The 18953-nt window shown below is 42.9% G+C and carries 15 protein-coding genes and 1 riboswitch; of the genes, 14 read left to right on the top strand and 1 reads right to left on the bottom strand.

All coding sequences use genetic code 11. The features are described from left to right. Nucleotides 1-2: 2 nt before the first annotated feature. The 3 genes from ftsA (at nucleotide 3) to lpxC (ending at nucleotide 3627) form a co-directional block, all read left to right on the top strand. A complete protein-coding gene (gene ftsA, locus F944_RS01730) occupies nucleotides 3-1265 on the top strand; it encodes a cell division protein FtsA (RefSeq protein ID WP_004985871.1) in 1263 nt (420 codons plus the stop codon). Nucleotides 1266-1433: 168 nt separating this feature from the next. Next, a complete protein-coding gene (ftsZ, locus tag F944_RS01725) occupies nucleotides 1434-2615 on the top strand; it encodes a cell division protein FtsZ (protein ID WP_004985870.1) in 1182 nt (393 codons plus the stop codon). Between the two features lie 109 nt (nucleotides 2616-2724). After that, a complete protein-coding gene (gene lpxC / locus F944_RS01720; protein WP_004985869.1) occupies nucleotides 2725-3627 on the top strand; it encodes a UDP-3-O-acyl-N-acetylglucosamine deacetylase in 903 nt (300 codons plus the stop codon). A 97-nt stretch (nucleotides 3628-3724) separates the two neighbouring features. Here the strand turns inward: lpxC and F944_RS01715 are convergent, their stop codons facing one another. After that, nucleotides 3725-4168 carry a DciA family protein gene (locus tag F944_RS01715; protein WP_004985868.1) on the bottom strand — a complete coding sequence of 148 codons (444 nt, stop codon included), beginning with the start codon at nucleotides 4166-4168 and terminating at the stop codon, nucleotides 3725-3727. Nucleotides 4169-4278: 110 nt separating this feature from the next. On the opposite strand from F944_RS01715, the gene F944_RS01710 reads away from it, so the two are divergent. The 11 genes from F944_RS01710 (at nucleotide 4279) to recJ (ending at nucleotide 18926) form a co-directional block, all read left to right on the top strand. Next, nucleotides 4279-4974, top strand: a complete 696-nt coding sequence (locus F944_RS01710) for a M23 family metallopeptidase (protein ID WP_004985866.1) — start codon at nucleotides 4279-4281, stop codon at nucleotides 4972-4974. Between the two features lie 245 nt (nucleotides 4975-5219). Next, a complete protein-coding gene (gene aceE / locus F944_RS01705; protein ID WP_004985864.1) occupies nucleotides 5220-7934 on the top strand; it encodes a pyruvate dehydrogenase (acetyl-transferring), homodimeric type in 2715 nt (904 codons plus the stop codon). Between the two features lie 3 nt (nucleotides 7935-7937). Beyond that, nucleotides 7938-9938 carry a 2-oxo acid dehydrogenase subunit E2 gene (locus F944_RS01700; protein ID WP_004985861.1) on the top strand — a complete coding sequence of 667 codons (2001 nt, stop codon included), beginning with the start codon at nucleotides 7938-7940 and terminating at the stop codon, nucleotides 9936-9938. Nucleotides 9939-10182: 244 nt separating this feature from the next. Next, a complete protein-coding gene (locus F944_RS01695; protein WP_004985857.1) occupies nucleotides 10183-10560 on the top strand; it encodes a hypothetical protein in 378 nt (125 codons plus the stop codon). Between the two features lie 102 nt (nucleotides 10561-10662). After that, nucleotides 10663-10787: riboswitch (yybP-ykoY riboswitch) on the top strand. Between the two features lie 76 nt (nucleotides 10788-10863). Then, nucleotides 10864-11439, top strand: coding sequence for a TMEM165/GDT1 family protein (locus tag F944_RS01690; RefSeq protein WP_004985854.1), 576 nt, complete (start codon nucleotides 10864-10866; stop codon nucleotides 11437-11439). 149 nt (nucleotides 11440-11588) lie between these two features. Next, nucleotides 11589-12389 (top strand): oxygen-binding di-iron domain-containing protein, encoded by an 801-nt coding sequence (locus tag F944_RS01685; protein WP_004985851.1) that lies wholly within the window; start codon nucleotides 11589-11591, stop codon nucleotides 12387-12389. A gap of 102 nt (nucleotides 12390-12491) precedes the next feature. After that, nucleotides 12492-13508, top strand: coding sequence for an AI-2E family transporter (locus F944_RS01680; protein ID WP_004985850.1), 1017 nt, complete (start codon nucleotides 12492-12494; stop codon nucleotides 13506-13508). A 119-nt stretch (nucleotides 13509-13627) separates the two neighbouring features. After that, the gene (gene guaB, locus F944_RS01675; RefSeq protein ID WP_004985847.1) at nucleotides 13628-15094 is read left to right on the top strand and encodes an IMP dehydrogenase; all 1467 of its coding nucleotides are present in this window, start codon (nucleotides 13628-13630) and stop codon (nucleotides 15092-15094) included. A gap of 120 nt (nucleotides 15095-15214) precedes the next feature. Beyond that, nucleotides 15215-16552 carry a phosphoglucosamine mutase gene (gene glmM, locus F944_RS01670; protein ID WP_004985845.1) on the top strand — a complete coding sequence of 446 codons (1338 nt, stop codon included), beginning with the start codon at nucleotides 15215-15217 and terminating at the stop codon, nucleotides 16550-16552. Nucleotides 16553-16565: 13 nt separating this feature from the next. After that, on the top strand, nucleotides 16566-17222 hold the full coding sequence (gene pdxH, locus F944_RS01665) for a pyridoxamine 5'-phosphate oxidase (protein ID WP_004985842.1): 657 nt from the start codon (nucleotides 16566-16568) through the stop codon (nucleotides 17220-17222). After that, nucleotides 17223-18926 (top strand): single-stranded-DNA-specific exonuclease RecJ, encoded by a 1704-nt coding sequence (gene recJ, locus F944_RS01660; protein ID WP_004985839.1) that lies wholly within the window; start codon nucleotides 17223-17225, stop codon nucleotides 18924-18926. Nucleotides 18927-18953 lie beyond the last annotated feature (27 nt).

The following is an 18953-nucleotide window of genomic DNA, read 5'->3' as shown; positions in this document are numbered from 1 at the left end:
TAATGAGTGAAGCTGTTCCCTCGATTGTTGCGATTGATATTGGGACACATAAAGTTTCAGTTTTAATTGGTAGAGTTCACGCACCGGATAATATTCAGGTCATCGGGATGGCAAACGCGCCGAACCGAGGTATGAATAAAGGAAAAATTGTTAGCTTGGATAAGGTGATTGCTGCAATTAAAAATGCCGTTGCCGAAGCAGAAAATATGGCGGAATGTCGTGTACATACTGCATGGGTATCGATTCCAAGTACAGAATTACAGAGTTTTTATGCCTCAGGTCGCACTCCCATTGCCAAAGCTGACCATACGATCAGTACCAATGAAGTGGTGCGCGCATTAGAATTGGCTAAAGCCAGTCATGTGACGCCAGATTATTATCTGGCCAGTGCCGTGCCGTTGGGTTTTGAACTGGATGATGAACCTGAATGGGTACAAAACCCGATTAATATGTCAGCGCATAGTATGACGGGACATTATCAACTGATGATGATGCCGATTAGTACCATGCAAAATCTGGATCGTGCCATGAAAGGCGCCAATATTGGTGTCGAAAAAATGGTGGTATCTAGTTTGGCAACTGCGGAAGCCAGTTTACTCAAAGACGAAAAAGAATATGGCGTCTGCTTGCTGGATATTGGAGCAGGAACCACCAATATTGCGGTCTATCTGGATGGTCGTTTGGCTTTGGCGCGAACATTACAGCGCGGTGGAGAAAATGTCACACGTGATATCGCTGCCGTGTTACAAACGACGACTGAAGAAGCCGAGCGAATCAAGATTTTACATGGCTGCGTCGATTTGAGTGTGGTCAAACCTGATCATATGATTCAGGTACAGGCCATTGATGGACCGCAAACCATTAGTCGCATTGAGCTTGCTGAAATCATTATTGCACGGTATGAAGAGATTTTTACCCAGATACGTGAAGAGCTTGAACGTACAGGCGCGCTAAGTGGTTTATATCATGGTGTTGTACTGACCGGTGATGCCTGCCAAATCGAAGGCATGGTGAGTCTGGCACGACGTATGCTTGGTGTTTCTGCACATTTGGGTAATCCACCTTTACAGGTGTATGCTGATGATCAACATCAAGCCGCATTACGCCGCTCAATGTATGCAACAGCAGCGGGACTTTTGCTTTTTAGCCAAAGCGAATTGCAAGATGCAGTTGAAGAAGCAGATGAAGTCAATGACCGCACATTTGTGGATCGTGTAGTCAATGGCTGGAATACTTTGAATAGCAAGTTAAAAGCTATTTTTTAAGATGTATATATTTATTGGGAATATTGTTTGGAAGTTGTAAGAGAAAATTGTCATACTTGACAAGGGAAGTATTGCACAGCATTCTAAAATCTATTGTTTTTTGAAGTATTAAGGCAGTATACGGGCTGAAGTGACTGCCACTTATTGAAATTAGGAACCTTAAAGGTCATGGCATCATTTGAATTTATAGAAGATGAACTAAGCGATAGTAACGGACAAGCCCGTTTCACTGTATTTGGTGTTGGTGGTGGTGGTGGTAATGCCGTACAGCACATGGTGCAATCCGATATTAAGGGCGTAAAGTTTGTCTGTGCCAATACAGATAAGCAAGCGTTGGATAGCATGAATGCACCGTTTAAAATTCAGTTAGGTGAACAAAGCACCCGTGGCTTGGGTGCAGGTGCCAATCCTGAAGTGGGTCAAATTGCGGCTGAAGAAAGCCGTGAAGTGATTCGCCAACATCTTGAAGGCACCGACATGGTGTTTGTGACTGCGGGAATGGGCGGTGGTACAGGTACAGGTGCTGCGCCAGTGGTTGCTGAAGTGGCTAAAGAGATGGGCATCCTAACCGTAGGTGTCGTGACTACACCTTTTAATTTTGAAGGTCGTCGTCGTCAACGTTCTGCTGAAAAAGGCATTGATGCATTAGAGTCTCATGTTGACTCACTCATCATTATTCCAAACCAGCGTTTACTGAGTGTGTATGGCGACATCTCAATGAAAGATGCCTACAAAAAAGCAGATGATGTGTTATTAAATGCGGTTCGTAGTATCTTCGACTTAGTTGTGAATCGTGGTCACATCAACCTCGACTTTGCGGATTTGAAAACTGCGATGAGTACTCGTGGTTATGCCATGATGGGTGCTGGTTTGGGTCGTGGTGAAGATCGTGCCCGTCAGGCAGCAGAACAGGCAATTCGTAGTCCATTGCTGGATAATGTCAATATTATTAATGCCAAAGGCGTGTTGATTAATATCACAGGTGGTGATGATATTACCTTACGTGAAACTGAAATTATTACCGATGTCGTCAATCAAATTGTGGATCTGGACGAAGGTGAAATTTTCTACGGTACAGTATTTGATCCTGATGCACGAGATGAACTTCGTGTCACTGTGATTGCAACAGGTTTAACCCGTAATGCATCTGATGCAGAACAACAGCCAAGAAAACGTTCAGGTGCTGGGCATGTCCAAGTACCAAGTTCGCATCCAACAGATGAAGATGATGTTCCTGCGATCAATAAACGTCAAAATACTGAAGCGCCAGCAGCAACTACCGCGGGTGCAGCGCCACGCTCATCTCCGATGAGCATTCAGGACTATCTAAAAAATCAACAGCGCAAGTAATAAAATCAAACATTTAAAAGGAGGCAGTGTATTTACACTGCCTTTTTTGTTTTTTATCAATAGCTAAATGTGCTAACGTATAGCGGTTTTAAATTGAAGTTAGAGTAGCATGTTGAAACAACGTACCCTCAAACGTGTGGTGAAAGCCAGTGGAATTGGTCTCCATAGTGGTCAAAAAGTGATGATCAATTTTCTGCCGCATGTTATTGATGGGGGAATCGTGTTTCGTCGGATTGATTTAAATCCACCTGTGGATATTCAGGCCAATGCTTTGCTGATTCAGGAAGCTTTTATGTGCTCTAATCTGGTTCAGGATGACATCAAGGTGGGCACCATTGAACATGTAATGAGTGCAATCGCAGGTTTGGGGATCGATAATCTAATCATTGAAGTATCAGCTTCTGAAGTTCCGATTATGGATGGTAGCGCAGGCCCATTTATTTATCTGCTGATGCAAGGCGAACTCGTCGAGCAAAATGCACCGAAAAAATTTATTAAAATTTTAAAGCCTGTTGAAGCATTAATTGATGATAAACGTGCCAAATTTAGTCCGCACGAAGGCTTCCAACTGAATTTTACCATTGATTTTGATCATCCTGCCTTTGCCAAAGAATATCAATCTGCCACCATCGACTTTTCCACTGAAACCTTTGTCTATGAAGTCAGTGAGGCGCGCACTTTCGGATTTATGAAAGATCTGGATTATCTAAAAGCCAATAATTTAGCGTTAGGTGCAAGTCTGGATAACGCGATTGGGGTGGATGATACGGGTGTCGTGAACGAAGAGGGTTTGCGTTTTTCAGATGAATTTGTCCGTCATAAAATTTTGGATGCAGTCGGTGATTTATATTTAATGGGACATCAAATTATTGCCAAATTTGATGGTTATAAATCAGGTCATGCACTCAACAATCAATTATTACGCAATGTTCAAAGTGATCCAGATAATTACGAAATTGTAACATTTGATAACGAAATAGACTGCCCGATTCCTTATGTAAGTGTGAGCTAAGTCATTGTCTTAGTGGGGTGTGTTATATTGTAACTTTGAATTATGTTAAGTGTGTCACAATATTAATCAATGACAGTTTTATATTTTGAAATGGTTGTTACTTTTTATTGCTTGCCAAACGTAACAAAGCTTGGCTAAGCTTAGGGTCGTTCACTAATCCAGCAGCACTTCGTAACATTTCTTGGGTGTCTGGTGATAAAGAGGTGACTTCAGTTACATGACTTTGATGCTGATTTTGAGATGTATTTCTTAAACGAAGCTGAAGTTTCTGTAAATCCTGTAGTCCTTCGATTTGAGTGAGCTTAGAAATGTATTGTGTTTGAAGATATCCGAGCTGACTGATCATGGCCTGATTTTCGCCTGTAATCGTCAAAACACCATACTGATAACAGACCACCTGCCATTTTTCTGGTTGCGGCAGTAGGGGCTGAATAAGTTTCGTAAGTCTTTGCCATTGTGCGACTTGCGTTGTAAGAAACGTTAGGTTTCCTGTTTTTATGTGTTTTCTTGTTTGTTGAAACACGTTTTTAGGATCAGTCATCGGGATTGAGTTTTCCTCATCAGATTACGGTCATCTTAAACGTTCATTTCAATAGATATCAAGGACGAGATCACGCAAGAAACTTTTTAAGAACAGTTCAAGAGGTTTTTATGCATTCGAGACGTATACTACTTGCTTTTTCACTGGCAGCTTCTGCTGCATCAGTTGCTTTCGCAGATTATCAAACACTGAATAGCCAGGATGCACCAGACCGCTTAGAAGCATTGTCTCGTACACTTTCGCAAGGCTCTTACACTCATCCTGATGATCTTGACCTACCCGCATCAGCCAAAGTATCGGTGACGCTACGCGAGAAAACAGTTGAATTAAATAACGAATCTCTTGAAAAGAAATATGGGAAAACTGGTAACTCAGCTAGATTCTCAGCTTCAAGTAACAATCCCTATTCTTCATGGTTGATCAAACACCCATTACCTGAGATGACTCGTATTTCATCTGAATACGGTATGCGTACGTTGATGGGCACAACACGTGGACACTCTGGTATTGATTTAGCTGCGCCAAGTGGTACCCCTATTTATGCAACAGGTCCCGGTATCGTGACCAAAGCGGGTTGGGGCACAGGTTATGGTCAATACGTTGAAGTCAATCATGGGAACGGTTATTTGACTCGTTACGCTCATGCATCACGCATCATGGTGCGTGCAGGTGATCAAGTTCAAGCAGGTGAGCATATTGCCAATGTCGGTTGTACTGGACGTTGTACAGGTCCTCATCTACATTTTGAAGTGGTACGTGATGGAGAACGTAAAAATCCATCTAGTTACCTCGCCTTGCTTCCATAATGGCTTTATTGGTCATGCTTACTCCGTGCAATATTTCTATTATTTAAGTTAGCATTAGATTTAAAATATTGTGTATAAAAAATCGCCTATATTGGCGATTTTTTGTTATTTTGAGTAATGAAAAGTCAACAACTATTTATTATCTAAATAATGCTGTCAATCTGTATTCACTGGCATGGCTAACTTGCGCCACCCCAAATATGATAAAAATATGGACTAACCGTAGACTAAGGAAAAGGTGAGTTATGGCGTTTTATGGTGATTCCGACGCACAAGAAACCCAAGAATGGCAAGATGCTTTCGATTCCGTTTTGCAGCATATGGGTACAGAACGTGCTGCTTTTTTACTCGAAAAGCTCTATCAACGCGCAATTGCGAAGCATGTGCCTATTCAGCGCCTAAATACTCCTTACTTAAATACCATTTCAGTAGAAGAACAACCTGCCATGCCAGGCGATCAGGATATGGAGCGTCGTATTCGTGCGCTTATTCGCTGGAATGCATTGGCAATGGTATTACGCGCCAATAAAACCGGTGATGATCTGGGTGGTCACTTGGCCAGTTTTGCATCTTCAGCCACCTTGTATGATGTAGGCTTTAACCATTTTTTCCGTGCCAATAGTGATAGTTTTGGCGGCGACATGATTTATTACCAAGGTCACTGTGCACCTGGTATTTATGCCCGTTCTTTTCTTGAAGGTCGTTTGACTGAAGAACAATTGAGTAACTTCCGCCGTGAAGTGAATGGTAATGGTTTATCTAGCTATCCGCATCCCTATTTGATGCCTGACTATTGGCAGTTCCCAACCGTATCGATGGGCTTGGGACCGATCATGTCGATTTATCAGGCCCATATTCAAAAATACCTGATGAACCGTGGTTTAATTAAAGAAGAAAATCGTAAAGTCTGGGCGTATCTCGGTGATGGTGAAATGGATGAACCTGAAAGTACAGGTGCCATTTCACTGGCAGGTCGTGAAAAACTGGATAACTTGATCTGGGTGGTGAACTGTAACTTACAGCGTCTGGATGGTCCTGTGCGTGGTAATGGTAAAATCATTCAGGAGCTTGAGTCCTTATTCCGTGGCGCGGGCTGGCGTGTGATTAAAGTGGTCTGGGGTCGTCATTGGGATCCGTTATTAGCCAATGACAAATCAGGCGCATTAAAAGCCGTGATGGAAGAAGCGGTTGATGGTGATTATCAGCGTTATCAGGTCAAAGGCGGAGCGTATACACGAGCACACTTCTTTGGTAAATATCCTGAAGCTGAAGAGTTGGTGAAAAACTTAAGCGATGAAGACATTGATAATCTGAATCGTGGTGGTCATGACCCATATAAAGTCTATGCAGCCTATGCTGAAGCCATGAAGAGTACAGGTCAACCAACCGTGATCTTGGCAAAAACCGTAAAAGGTTATGGCTTGTCGGATGAGATCGAAGCGGTGAATAAAACCCATCAGATTAAAAAGATGCACGTTGATTCACTCAAGTATGTACGTGATCGCTTCAATCTGCCATTTACCAACGAGCAACTTGAAGAATTACCGCTATATCGTCCAGCAGAAAACTCGCCAGAGCTTAAATATATGAAGGCGCGTCGTGAAGCATTAGGGGGCTATCTGCCAGCACGTCGTAAAGAGAGTGAAGCGTTAGCCATTCCAGATATTTCAATTTTCGATAGCGTACTCAGCGGCAGTAATGGTAAAGAACAATCAACCACCATGGTGATGGTGCGTTTGATTGCGGCGTTGCTGAAAGAAAAAGCCATTAAAGACCGTGTCGTTCCAATTGTACCTGATGAAGCACGTACCTTTGGTCTGGAAGGCATGTTCCGTCAATTGGGTATTTATGCTGCGCATGGTCAGAAATATACGCCAGAAGACAATGAACAGCTCATGAACTATCGTGAAGCTAAAGATGGTCACATGTTGCAAGAAGGGATCAATGAAGCGGGTGCCATGAGTGCATGGGCTGCTTTGGGCACCAGTTATTCGACCAATAATTTGCCAATGATTCCGATGTATATGTACTACTCGATGTTTGGTTTCCAGCGTATTGGCGATATTGCATGGGCAGCAGGCGATGCACAGGCACAAGGTTTCTTGCTCGGTGCAACAGCAGGTCGTACAACTTTGAACGGCGAAGGTTTACAGCATCAGGATGGTCATTCTCACATTCTGGCCAGTACCATTCCAAACTGCGTAGCTTATGATCCTTGCTTTGGTTATGAGTTGGCTGTGGTGGTGCATGATGGTTTACAGCGTATGTATGTTAATCAGGAACGTGTGTTTTATTACCTCACAGTCATGAATGAAAACTACGAACATCCAGAAATGCCAGTAGGTGCTGAAGAAGGTATCAAGCGTGGGATGTACTTGTTTGAAAAAGATGACAAGGCCACCGTGCAGCTCCTTGGTTCGGGTGTGATTCTGCGTGAAGTGATTAAAGCAGCCAAGATCTTGCGTGAAGAGTATCAGATTCATTCCAATATCTGGAGCGTTACGAGTTTCAATGAGTTAGCTCGTGATGGTATGGCGTGTGATGAATACAACCGCTTGCATCCACTGACTGAAGTCACCAAAGAATCATGGGTGTCTCAGCAGTTACGTGGCACAGATGGTATTGTGGTATCTGCAACCGATCATATGCGTGCCTATAGCGAACAAATTCGCGCTTATCTGCCAGATAACCGTCCTTATGTGACTTTGGGTACAGATGGTTATGGTCGTTCAGATACGCGGGGTAATTTGCGTAGTTACTTTGGCGTTGATGCAGCACACATTGTGGTTGCCACATTGAAAAAACTGGCAGATGAAGGTGAAGTTGAAAACCGTTTGGTGAAAGATGCCATTTCAAGCTTTGAATTGGAAACGGATCGTCCTGTCGCATGGGCACCTCAGGCACATCCTGAAGTTCAGCCTGTTGCAGCTTACCAAGAACAATCAGGTGAGGGGAACTAAGACATGCAAGTGAAAACACCTGATATTGGCGTAGAAAAAGCGACGGTTGCCGAGATTTTAGTCAAGGTTGGCGACCAGATTTCTGAAAATGATAGTCTGATTTTACTTGAATCAGATAAGGCATCTGTTGAAGTTCCAAGCACAGCTTCTGGTGTGGTCAAAAGTATTTTGGTCAATCAGGGTGACGAGGTAACAGAAGGCACTGCTCTCATTGAATTAGAAAGCGGCACCAGTCAAAGTAATGAAGTTGCATCTAAAGAACAGGCACCTGTTCAAGCAGAGGCGGCTCCTAAATCGACGACATCTGAAACCCCAGAACAAGCAGCAACCCAACCAACGGCATCCACTTCATCTGGTGCAACCACTGTGGTTGAGGTGCAAGTGCCAGATATTGGTGTAGAAAAGGCTACAGTTGCGGAACTCTTAGTCAAAGTGGGCGATGAAATTTCAGAAAATGACAGTCTGATTTTGCTTGAGTCCGACAAAGCATCGGTTGAAGTGCCAAGCCCTGTTTCTGGAACCGTTGAAAGTGTTGCAGTGAAAGAGGGTGACAGTGTTAAAGAAGGTGTGCTTTTACTTAAAGTGAAAACACAAGCTGCAAGTGAAGAGACAACTGAACAAACAGCTACGGCAAATGAAAATACCGTAGCGCAACCTGCTGAGACCACTTCAACAAATGTTGAAGATGAAACGGATACACAGGAAACGGTTAGCTCAGGTGAGCAGGAAATTAGCGTACCTGATTTGGGTGTTGATAAAGCCACGGTATCTGAAATTTTAGTACAAGTGGGTGATCATGTAGACGCACAACAAAGTTTGTGTGTAGTTGAATCTGACAAAGCTTCAGTTGAAGTACCCAGCAGTATCGCGGGTGTGGTCAAAGCGATTCATGTCAGTGTTGGACAAGAGGTTAAACAGGGCATTGCGCTGGCAACGATTGAAGGTGAAGCAAAATCAGCGCCTAAAGCCAAAGCGCAAGCTGCTGCACAAACGAGTTCAGTCAAAACCCAAAGTGTTACAAAACCTGCCGAACAACCAAAGGTTGCTGCGGTTGATTCGGCAAGCAAGCTGAGTCAGGCACAAGAAGCTGAAAATGCTAAAGTCTATGCAGGACCTGCGGTGCGTAAGCTTGCACGTGAGCTGGGTGTAATTTTGGCACAGGTCAAAGCATCTGGTGAGCATGGGCGTTTGATGAAAGAAGACATCTATGCCCATGTGAAACAATGTATGACGGCTCCTGCGTCAACGGCAACGACTTCTGCGGCACCTGTTGCTTCTGGATTACCAGCATTGCCAGATTTTACTGCTTTTGGCGGCGGTGAAATCAAAACCATGACGCGTTTACAACAAGTATCTGTGCCGCAATTGTCACTCAATAATTTTATTCCGCAAGTGACTCAGTTTGACTTGGCAGATATTACCGAGCTTGAAGCATGGCGTGGTGAGTTAAAAGATGGCTTTAAAAAGCAAGGCGTGAGTCTGACGATTTTAGCCTTTATTGCGAAAGCAGTTGCACATTTGCTGAAAGAAGAGCCTTACTTTGCTGGACACTTGGCTGATGATCAAAAATCAGTTTTGCTCCGCAATGAAATTCATATGGGGATTGCAGTCGCGACACCTGATGGTTTAACGGTACCTGTGCTGCGTAATCCAGATCAGAAATCGATTAAGCAAATAGCTGTTGAATTAGGTGAACTCAGTCAAAAAGCACGCGATAAGAAATTATCTCCGAAAGACTTACAAGGTGCTAACTTCACCATTACCAGTTTAGGTTCAATTGGTGGAACGGCATTTACGCCATTGGTGAACTGGCCACAAGTCGCGATTTTGGGTATTTCACCTGCAACCATGCAGCCTGTATGGAATGGCAAAGACTTCGATCCGCGCTTAATGTTACCATTATCGTTGTCTTATGATCACCGTGTGATCAATGGCGCAGATGCAGCGCGCTTTACCCATAAGCTGACCAAGTTGCTCAAAGATATTCGCACACTGTTGATTTAAAATCTGTATTGAAGATTGAAAAAAACCTCGCTTTGGCGAGGTTTTTTTATGTTTAGGTCATTTGAACGATCGATATGGTTTTCGATTTTTGTTTACATGAGATCAGTAAATAAACATTTTTTTAGTATGTTTAATACAGGATTGATCTAAACATTACACAGGGATGCACTAACATAAATGATGAGAAGTGACGCAATGAGATGCAATTAAAAAAACACCTTTAAAACAGTCTAGGAGTCAAGTAATGACAAACCAGAATGATCAAAAAAATTTAGAAGTAGATTCTGATCGTTTGCAAAGCAACAAGATTAAAGCCAACGATTTGGATGTCAATATTTTGGAAAATGATGAATTTTCATCACAGCAACTCGAAGGTTTAACCGATAGTGCTGAACTAGATGAAGAGTTTAAGCAGGAGAAAAAAATGAAATCAAACCAAGATTCTAATCAATCAAGTGAACAAACAGATACTGGTCAGGATGACAGTCAGGGCAATCAAGCGATACGTGAAGCTGTGGAAAAAATTGATGCAGAGCAATTAGAGGAAAATTTAAAAGATCGTCATCCAGAGCATCCTAGTCCAAATCCTGCTCCATTTATATCGCGAGATGAGGAGAAATAGATCGAATCAAGTCAAAAAATTTGATTTTGTATTCAAAAGGATTTGTGCGGCATTAAAAATCTATTCAAAATAATATGAATTATTTTCTTAATTTGATATGATAAGGCTACTTCATTGGGGAGTAGCCTCCAGTTACGCAAAGTAATTGGGTGATGATCAACATAATTGTTCCACCGAACATGGTCATCATAGCTTGAACGTTTGCGCGTTCTTTAGTTGGCAAGACCTTTGATTTATCGTTCTGCACTTTTTGGCTAGCAGGGGCGATAGGTCATAGGTATATATGCTAGCCAGAGAACAGATATGCAAGAATTCCTGATTTCGACTTCTGTTGTTGCCCTTGCTGAAATGGGCGACAAAACCCAGCTTCTCGCGCTTTTACTCGCTGCCCGGTTCCGCAAACCTGTTCCTATTCTGATTGCAATCTTGTTGGCAACGACCATCAACCACGGTTTATCTGCGGTGTTGGGTCAATGGCTCACTACAGTCTTAAACCCAACGGTGATGGTATGGGTGTTGGCGATTGGTTTTATTGGAATGGCACTCTGGATGTTAATTCCGGATAAACTGGATGATGAAACCGATAGTATTAATAAATGGCAACGTTTTGGTGTGTTTGGCGCCACCTTTATCTTATTTTTTCTGGCTGAAATTGGAGATAAAACACAAATTGCGACAGTCGCTTTAGCCGCCCGTTTCGATAGCGTATTTTGGGTGATGCTGGGTACGACCGTGGGTATGATGATTGCCAATGCGCCAGCGGTATTTATAGGCAACAAAATGGCAGATCGTTTGCCAATCTCGCTGATTCATAAAATTGGTGCCGCGATTTTTCTGATCGTCGGTATTTCAACCTTGGTTCAGCATTATTTCTTTTAAAACAAATATAAATGATCAAGCATCTGTTCGCAGGTGCTTTTTTATGCCTAATTCCCAGTCCTAAACAAGTCATAATTTTATCGCAATTAGAATCCCATTGTTTTATTATGGAATTAAACTAAAATTTATCTTAATTGGGGAATTGGGGTATGACATTTGAACATACAACTTCACAAGTGTTATTTGATCGTGATGGGCATCGGTGTATTCGCTTTAGTAGCTTAGTCAAAGGTGAAGGGGTACAGGCAAATCAATTTTTGATTATTGATCAACAACGCGCCGCTGTCTTGGATCCTGGTGGCGATTTGACCTATATGCCATTAACCATGGAACTGAATAAATATACCCGTCTGGAAAATCTGGACTATGTCATGGCTTCGCATCAGGATCCAGATATTATTACCTCTATGCCTCGTTGGCTGGTCTATACGAATGCCAAAGTGGTGGCTTCAAAACTTTGGGCACGATTTTTACCGCATTTAAGTTCAACGTTTATGAGTGAACGGATGAAAGGGCACTGGCTAGATCGGCTGATTGAATTGCCTGATGAGGGGCAAGTGTTGCCTTTGGGGAATAGTCATATTGTGGTGGTGCCAGGACATTTTTTACATTCTGTGGGTAACTTCCAGTTTTATGATCCTATCTCGAAAATTCTATTTTCAGGTGATATGGGCGCTTCGATGGTGGAGGATGCTGCAAAATCGATAGAAAATTTTGCTGAACATATTCCAAACATGAAAGGTTTTCATCAGCGTTATATGTGTTCTAATCGCGTCATTCGCCTATGGGTCAATATGGTTCGTCAGATGGATGTCGAAATGATCGTGCCTCAACACGGAACAGCATTTGTTGGAAAGGCACAGGTTCATGCATTTTTGGACTGGATAGAAGACTTACCCTGTGGGATTGATCTTATGGATCAGACCAATTTTGCATATCCTGTTAAATGATCAATTCATAACAGATTTTGATAGTGACTCTGTTTTAAAATAGCAGTAAGGTTAAGCGATCTTATTGTTATTTTACTTTTTACAATAATAAAGGAAAACAGAATGACACTATTGAATGAGCGACAAAGCCAGATCGCCAGCTATATCATTATGACTGTTGCATTACTCATTCTGATTCCATTACATCTATTGGTGGCTTTTTTATCTGGTTTCTTGGTTTATGCGCTTCTCACCAAACTAAGTCCGTATGCTGAAAAGTTTTCCAGTGGCAAATATGGGCGAATTATTGCAGTTGCCATTTTTAATATCGTGGTGATCAGTATTTTGGTGTTTCTGGTTTTTGGTTCTATTGCGTATGTGGTGCATGATCTGAAAGACGGTGGACTGGTCACCATGAGCCGAAATCTGGACACTCTACTTGAACGCTTTCAACAGGAGTTTGGTCAATATTTTTCAGGTTATATTCCTGAAAGTCTGGATGATATGAAGCAGTACGCCTTTGAGTGGCTGAAAAATCATGTGGAGACCTTACAACATGCAGGCACAGACGCTTTACATGCCTTTGTAACCATGATTATCGGGATGATTTTAGGGGCTTTGGTTTCTTTAAGTCCCATTGAAGACAGTGAAAACGTACCCAGCTTTAAGCACCAATGTCTACAACGTTTAAACGTACTCTATACTGCTTTTAAAAATGTAGTGTTTGCTCAAATTAAAATTTCAATTGTGAATACTGTTTTGGCAGGTATATTTATTTTAGCGGTTTTACCCTTACTCGGTATGCATTTACCTTTTGCCAAAACACTGGTGATTTTAACCTTTATTTTTGGACTGATTCCTGTTGTCGGAAATTTGATTTCAAATACATTGGTCATACTCTCTGCCATTAGTATTTCGTTTACCGCTGCCACGATGGCCTTTATCTATTTGGTATCGATCCATAAGCTTGAATACTTTTTAAATGCCAAAATTATAGGCCAACGCATCAATGCCAATGCATGGGAACTCTTGATTGCAATGTTATTTTTTCAGGCGGTCTTTGGTCTGGCTGGTTTGATCGTTGCTCCTATTTATTATTCTTATTTTAAAAATGAAATGAAACAGGCGGGACTCATTTAGCGCGAGTTTATTCAATTTAAACTCAAAACAACGATGTCATAAAATTTCCCATAATAAAAAATGAAATTTAATGGCAAATTTGTTTATAATAGCGCACGGAAACTACCAGTGAGATTGTTATGCTGACCATCGTTCAAGAAGCGTTAACCTTCGATGATGTCTTATTACTCCCTGCCTACTCTACAGTTCTTCCAAAAGATGTCTCCTTAAAGACACGTTTGACCCGCGGTATTCAACTTAATATTCCTCTTGTTTCGGCTGCAATGGATACCGTGACTGAGTCACGTATGGCGATTGCTATGGCTCAAAACGGTGGTATTGGTATTTTGCATAAAAATATGGATATTGCCGCGCAAGCAGCAGAAGTGCGTCGTGTCAAAAAATTTGAAGCAGGCATGGTGAAAGACCCGATTACGGTGACCCCTGAAACGACAGTAGGTGAACTGATTGCCATTACCCAGGCCAATAATATTAGTGGCGTACCTGTGGTCAAAGATGGCAAAGTGGTTGGGATTGTGACAGGGCGTGACACACGTTTTGAAACGAACTTAAATCAGCCGGTTAGCAATATCATGACCCCCCAAGACCGTTTAGTGACGGTGAAAGAGGGCGAATCTAAAGAAAATATTCAGGCGCTACTACAAAAGCATCGTATTGAAAAAGTATTGGTGGTGGATGACAGCCATGCCTTGAAAGGCTTAATTACGGTGACTGACTTCCGTAAAGCTGAACTGTATCCAAATGCATGTAAAGATGAATTAGGTCGTTTACGCGTGGGTGCTGCGGTAGGTACAGGTGCTGAAACTCCAGCACGTGTAGAAGCGCTAGTTGAAGCAGGGGCCGATGTGATCGTGGTGGATACTGCGCATGGCCATTCTGCGGGCGTGATTGAGCGTGTGCGTTGGGTGAAACAAAACTATCCGCAGGTTCAGGTCATTGGTGGCAATATCGCAACAGGTGATGCGGCTTTGGCGTTGCTCGATGCAGGTGCGGATGCAGTAAAAGTCGGGATTGGACCAGGTTCGATCTGTACCACACGTATCGTTGCGGGTATCGGTGTTCCACAGATTTCAGCGATTGATAATGTCGCTTCAGCATTGAAAGAACAAATTCCATTAATTGCTGATGGCGGTATTCGCTATTCAGGTGACTTGGCGAAAGCGATTGCTGCGGGTGCAAGTACAATTATGGTCGGTTCACTCATGGCGGGTACCGAAGAAGCACCGGGCGAAGTTGAATTTTTCCAAGGGCGTTACTATAAAGCGTATCGTGGTATGGGTTCATTAGGTGCAATGTCTGGCGCGACAGGTTCATCTGACCGTTATTTTCAGGATGCCAAAGCGGGTGTTGAAAAATTGGTACCAGAAGGCATCGAAGGTCGTGTTCCTTATAAAGGCCCAATGAGTGCAATCGTGCATCAAATGATGGGTGGTTTACGTTCATCGATGGGCTACACAGGTTCTGCCAATATTGAAGAGATGCGTCAGAATACCAAGTTTGTGAAAATTACCTCTGCGGGGATGCAAGAGTCACATGTGCATGACGTGACCATTACCAAAGAAGCCCCGAATTATCGGGTGGGTTAATTTTCACCATCGCTACACATGAAAATGCCGTCAGTTCACTGACGGCATTTTTGTTTTGGTGTAAAGTAAACAGATGAAACAAAGGCTGTGATCGAGCAGTCCATAATAAGTGAGTAGAACATGAGTTATTTTGGAACAGATGGCATTCGTGGAAAATTTGGAGAAATGCCGATTACCCCTGAGTTTGCACTCAAACTAGGATTTGCCGCAGGTAAGGTTCTGGTACGAACCAATCCTAAAGCCAAACCATTGGTGGTATTAGGCAAAGATACACGACTGTCAGGATATATTCTGGAAGCAGCTTTACAGGCAGGTCTGAATGCGGCTGGGGTGTATGTGCATTTATTAGGGCCATTACCAACGCCTGCGATTGCTCACTTAACGCGTGCTTTACACGCACACGCGGGGATTGTGATTTCCGCATCGCATAATCCTTATTATGATAATGGTATTAAGTTTTTTTCCAGTGAAGGCAAAAAATTACCTGATCATTTACAGGAACAAATCAATCAAGAATTAGAATATGACATCCAGATCGAAAATACCGCCAATCTAGGTAAGAGCGTTCGGGTTAAAGATGCCAATGGACGTTATATTGAATTTTGTAAATCGACGTTTCCCTATCATTTTGACCTGCGTAATTTAAAAATTGTGGTGGATTGTGCCAATGGTGCGGCTTATAGTGTCGGGCCAGCGGTGTTTCGTGAATTGGGCGCCAAAGTCGTGTCCTTATACAATGAACCAAATGGTTTAAATATCAATGAACATTGTGGTTCGACCCATCCAGAACAGTTACAAAAAGCAGTGCTAGAGCATCAAGCCGATCTAGGCATTGCTTTTGATGGCGATGCGGATCGCGTGATCATGGTGGATCAATTTGGTCATCAGGTCGATGGCGATCATATTTTGTATATTTTGGCGACTCAGGCCAACAACAAGCCTGCGGGTATTGTGGGAACAGTCATGAGCAATATGGCGCTGGAATTGGCGCTGGAAGCAGCACAAGTACCATTCGTTCGTGCCAAAGTGGGTGACCGCTATGTGCTGCAAGCGCTTGAGGAAAATAATTGGGTGATTGGTGGGGAACCATCTGGTCATATTTTAACTTTAGATAAAAGTACCACGGGCGATGCAATTATTGCGGCATTGCAAGTGCTGACCGTGATGGTTGAACAGGAAAAAGCACTGCATGAATTGGTCGCTGACTTTAAACTATTTCCACAAGTCTTGGTCAATGTTCGTCTTGATCAAATGATCGATCCGTATGCGGTACCTGCTTTGGTGGCAGAGTTTGAAAAAGCCGAAGCACAACTGAAAGGTCGTGGTCGCTTATTGATTCGTAAATCAGGCACAGAACCTGTCATTCGGGTTATGGTTGAAGGTGATCAACAAGAAGAAGTGACAGCGCTTGCCAATCATTTGGCTGAAGCTGTGCGTTTTCACGCCACTGCTGCATGAAAGGGGAAATCATATGAGTGACCTGATTAAAGACCTGAGTGAATTACGTCTCAGCTATGAAAAAGGTGAGCTGTATGAAAATCAAGTCAGTCCAAATCCTCATGAGCAATTTTTACAGTGGTTTAATTACGCACTAGAAGCAAAAGTTCATGAGCCGTATGCCATGTCGGTGGCAACCTGTAATGTTCAAGGTCGCCCACATGTACGGACGCTGTTGCTGCGTGGTGCAACAGAAACTGGTTATGATTTTTATACCAACTATGACAGCCAAAAAGGACAGGATTTAGCTGAAAATCCTTATGTCGAGCTGATGTTTTATTGGCATGATCTGGAGCGACAGATTCGGATTGGTGGTCGAGTTAATAAAATCCCTGAACTTGAAGCGATTGATTACTATCATAAACGTCCACGTGATAGCCAGATTGCAGCACACATTAGTACACCACAAAGTGGTGTCATTGAAAGTCGTGAGGTGTTGGTGCAGCGTTTTAATCAGCTCCATGATCAGGTGGGTGACAAAGCTGAATTGCCTAAACCTGAGTTTTGGGGCGGTTATCGCCTACAGCCTGATTATTATGAATTTTGGCAAGGTCGACCCAACCGTTTACATGACCGACTCAGTTATGCGAAAGTGGATGGTACATGGAAGTTACAGCGTTTAATGCCTTAAATGATCCGATTTCAAATTAAACAACGCCCTTTATTGACACATCCTGAACAGTTTCAGGGTGTGCCGACTTTTATTGCTGAAATTCTGGCACGTCGTGGGGTCAATTCAAGTGATGAGCTTGATTTAAAACTCAAACATTTGCTTGCGCCGCAGTTGAAAGATCTGGACAAAGCGATTCAATTGATTGATCAGGCGATTGATCAGCAACAAAAGATCGTGATTGTCGGGGATTATGATGCAGATGGTGCCACCAGTACGGCATTAATGATCTTGGTACTGCGTGATATGGGCGCAAAAGTTGAATATCTCGTGCCTGACCGCTTTAAATATGGCTATGGCTTAACGCCTGCCATCGCAGAGTTGGCAGATCACACTTTTCAGCCCGATTTATTGATTACGGTAGACAATGGGATTTCCAGTCATGCAGGTGTTGAGCGTTGTCATGAATTAGGCATGCAGGTGATTATCACCGACCACCATCTAACCACCAAAGCTACGCCACAGGCTGAAGCCGTGGTCAACCCCAACCAACTAGGCTGTGAATTTCCAAGTAAGGCATTGGCGGGTGTCGGTGTGGCTTTTTATTTACTGGCAAATTTGGCGACTTACCGCAGCAAGCTGAATAAAAGCAGTTCTAAAATAAGCCAATATCTGGATTTGGTCGCATTGGGAACCTATGCAGATGTGGCGAGTCTGGATTATAACAACCGAATTCTAGTCGATGCAGGTCTAAAGCGGATTCAGCAACAGCAATGTCGTCTAGGTATATTGGCTTTGCTAGAAATCGCGAAACGCGATGCAGCCAGTTTAAAAGCGCAGGATTTGGGTTTTGTGCTTGGCCCACGCATCAATGCCGCTGGACGCATGGACAGCATGAATATCGGCATTGAATGTTTATTGGCAGATGATTATGCCAAGGCTTATCAGATTGCAGTACAACTGAATCAGCTCAATGTTGAACGCCGCCAAGTTGAAACCAGTATGAAGCAACAGGCAATCGATTCTCTGGAGCAACTCCAACTGGAGACAGAGAGCATTCCTTCTGCCTTAGTCTTATTCGAACAAAGTTGGCATCAAGGGGTGATCGGGATTGTGGCGGGTCGTTTAAAAGAACAATTTCACCGCCCGAGTATTGTCTTTGCGCCAGATGAAGATGGGCAGCATATTAAGGGGTCGGCACGTTCTATTGATGGTATTCATATCCGTGATGCAATTGAACGTGTGGCGGAGCGCCATCCAGAGTTAATTAGTCATTTTGGTGGTCATGCTGCGGCAGCGGGTTTAACTTTGCATAAAGATCATTTTGAGGCATTTAAACAACATTTCACCGATTTGCTCGCGGATATGGATCAGGAATTATTTCAGGCCACATTATGGACAGATGGTCATTTGCCGCATCACGCTTTTGATCTGGAAACACTGAGTCAGATCGAACAGCTCGGACCGTGGGGACATAAATTTCCCTTACCTCAGTTTGAAGGTGACTTTCAGGTACTGGACTATCGCTGGCTCAAAGACAGTCATTTGAAACTTAAATTGGCGCTAGAGGATGGTGCAACAGTCGATGCCATTGCCTTTAATGCAAAGGATAAATTTAAATTCGATCCCATGAAAGAACGTATACGGCTGGTCTATGAACTTGAACGTAATCAGTTTAATGGTTCGGTCAGCTTACAGCTACGGATTATTTATTTAGAACAATAATTGAATTTAGAAAACAACATAAAAGTA

The sequence above is a fragment of the Acinetobacter ursingii DSM 16037 = CIP 107286 genome (genome assembly GCF_000368825.1).
Taxonomy (GTDB): Bacteria; Pseudomonadota; Gammaproteobacteria; order Pseudomonadales; family Moraxellaceae; genus Acinetobacter; species Acinetobacter ursingii.
The sequence above is the reverse complement of the archived record's forward strand: the minus strand, read 5'-3'. Positions and strand labels throughout refer to the sequence as shown.

Coding starts and splice junctions, on each gene's coding strand:
- F944_RS01695 (WP_004985857.1), top strand. CDS start 10,183: ATGACAAACCAGAATGATCAAAAAAATTTAGAAGTAGATTCTGATCGT.
- F944_RS01680 (WP_004985850.1), top strand. CDS start 12,492: ATGACACTATTGAATGAGCGACAAAGCCAGATCGCCAGCTATATCATT.
- aceE (WP_004985864.1), top strand. CDS start 5,220: ATGGCGTTTTATGGTGATTCCGACGCACAAGAAACCCAAGAATGGCAA.
- glmM (WP_004985845.1), top strand. CDS start 15,215: ATGAGTTATTTTGGAACAGATGGCATTCGTGGAAAATTTGGAGAAATG.
- pdxH (WP_004985842.1), top strand. CDS start 16,566: ATGAGTGACCTGATTAAAGACCTGAGTGAATTACGTCTCAGCTATGAA.
- F944_RS01700 (WP_004985861.1), top strand. CDS start 7,938: ATGCAAGTGAAAACACCTGATATTGGCGTAGAAAAAGCGACGGTTGCC.
- F944_RS01715 (WP_004985868.1), bottom strand. CDS start 4,168: ATGACTGATCCTAAAAACGTGTTTCAACAAACAAGAAAACACATAAAA.
- ftsA (WP_004985871.1), top strand. CDS start 3: ATGAGTGAAGCTGTTCCCTCGATTGTTGCGATTGATATTGGGACACAT.
- F944_RS01685 (WP_004985851.1), top strand. CDS start 11,589: ATGACATTTGAACATACAACTTCACAAGTGTTATTTGATCGTGATGGG.
- recJ (WP_004985839.1), top strand. CDS start 17,223: ATGATCCGATTTCAAATTAAACAACGCCCTTTATTGACACATCCTGAA.
- ftsZ (WP_004985870.1), top strand. CDS start 1,434: ATGGCATCATTTGAATTTATAGAAGATGAACTAAGCGATAGTAACGGA.
- F944_RS01710 (WP_004985866.1), top strand. CDS start 4,279: ATGCATTCGAGACGTATACTACTTGCTTTTTCACTGGCAGCTTCTGCT.
- lpxC (WP_004985869.1), top strand. CDS start 2,725: ATGTTGAAACAACGTACCCTCAAACGTGTGGTGAAAGCCAGTGGAATT.
- F944_RS01690 (WP_004985854.1), top strand. CDS start 10,864: ATGCAAGAATTCCTGATTTCGACTTCTGTTGTTGCCCTTGCTGAAATG.
- guaB (WP_004985847.1), top strand. CDS start 13,628: ATGCTGACCATCGTTCAAGAAGCGTTAACCTTCGATGATGTCTTATTA.